The organism is Paucihalobacter sp. (assembly GCF_036825875.1).
Classification (GTDB): domain Bacteria; phylum Bacteroidota; class Bacteroidia; order Flavobacteriales; family Flavobacteriaceae; genus Paucihalobacter.
In genome coordinates, this window is the sequence record NZ_DAISXK010000079.1 from 1 (window position 1) to 1,571 (window position 1,571).

The 1,571-nt window shown below is 38.4% G+C and carries 1 protein-coding gene; it reads left to right on the top strand.

Annotation, left to right across the window (positions count from 1 at the left end):
- Nucleotides 1-63 precede the first annotated feature (63 nt).
- Nucleotides 64-1,571: hypothetical protein (locus tag V7Z48_RS13355; protein WP_334114114.1), on the top strand; the 1,508-nt coding region annotated here is incomplete at its 3' end.

Here is a 1,571-nt window from a genome sequence, read left to right on the forward strand (position 1 = left end):
GTTTTTACCAAAACCAAAAAAATCTGTTTGAAGCCGAGTACCTGATTAATTAAACTATAAATAATGAAAAATTTAAACCTAAGTATAAAGTGCTCTTACTCCGGATTAAACTATTGTGTGCTCTTTATACTTATTTTATTGGTTTTTTTGAGTTGTGATAACAATAAAAACACAGAGTTTAAAAAGGCAGAATTAATTGGTCATGGTTTTCATGGTTATGTAGGCTATAATGCAAAACCAGACACTGCTTACGGCATGGGTGTTTCATTTTATACTGCCGCATGGCCGCTTATAGACCAGCCTTTACATCGGCTTCAGATAGGACTTCCGGGAACCTGGATTATCCCAAAAAACAGCGATAACAAAACAATAGAGTTTTGTCCGGAAGGCACAACCATACACCAAGTTACCGCCTTTGGACCAACTTATCAGAGAGTATTTCAAACATTGGAGGGAGGTCTTGGGTATTGGGCAAGAAACAAATACCGTTATGGCCCACCAAAATTTAGTATGAATTCTACACCTCAATGCTATGACTACGAAGTAGCCACGCCGGGCTGGTCTTTTTTCTATGACGACAAAGCTCTTGCCGATAGTCTTCTTGGTGTTGCTCAACTTAGCAATCGGTTATTGATACCGCCAGATGCACTCCCTTTTGAAGGAAATCCGAATGGCGAATTTATGGGCTACGCTTACATGGCTCTTCCATTTACCGATGCCTACCATAATACCAAAGTGCAAGTTGGCAATCAAAATTGGACTTGTTTTATCAATACAGAAAATTTTAAAGGACCAATAGCTTATTATCTTCCCGAAACATGGTCTAAATTTTCTGAGCAATACCCGGAAATAGAAGGACGAGGATTAGACGCCCGTGAAGGCATCATTAATGGTGGTGCCATGGAAATCAATACTGTTCCAAGTTTCAGGCAATATGACAACGATAGCACATTGTATGTAAAAATCCCAAAGTTAAATTTCCCTATTGATTCGGCAGGAAAAGCATCTCTTGTACAGGATTTAAGATATTACAATAAAAATGCATTGTTTAATGAAATTCTGGATTGGAGAAAAAACGGCGTGCCCTCAGATGGTAAATTTAAGTACGATGGCATGACCCAACCCAAAATGGATTCCACCTTTTCATCGCTCGATATCTATGGTACGAAAATTAAAGGTGTTGAAACTATTTTTAAACCATTTACAGATAATACAAGCTTTGGCTACGATTGGAAGAACACTGCTTTCCAGAAGGGAACTTTTCCTGAATACTACAAACAAGAAGGTGATGCCTTTATAATTGTTGAGGCATCGAAAGTTCCCAAAAATTTGGGTTTAATAGAGGCCGAATTTCCTATTCAGGAAAACACAGGTACGTATTTCTCTCCTGAGGAAGGCAGTTGGATGATGCCCGGAGCCGCCAGCGGACCTTATGAAGCAACACTAAACGATGGTTCAACGGTTATTTATTATTGGTACAAATTTATTGACCAACCTGTTTTTGGTCAGTTCAATTGGTCGGAAGACAAAAAATTAGCCTTACAATCATTGATTGAAAAAATTCACGAAAA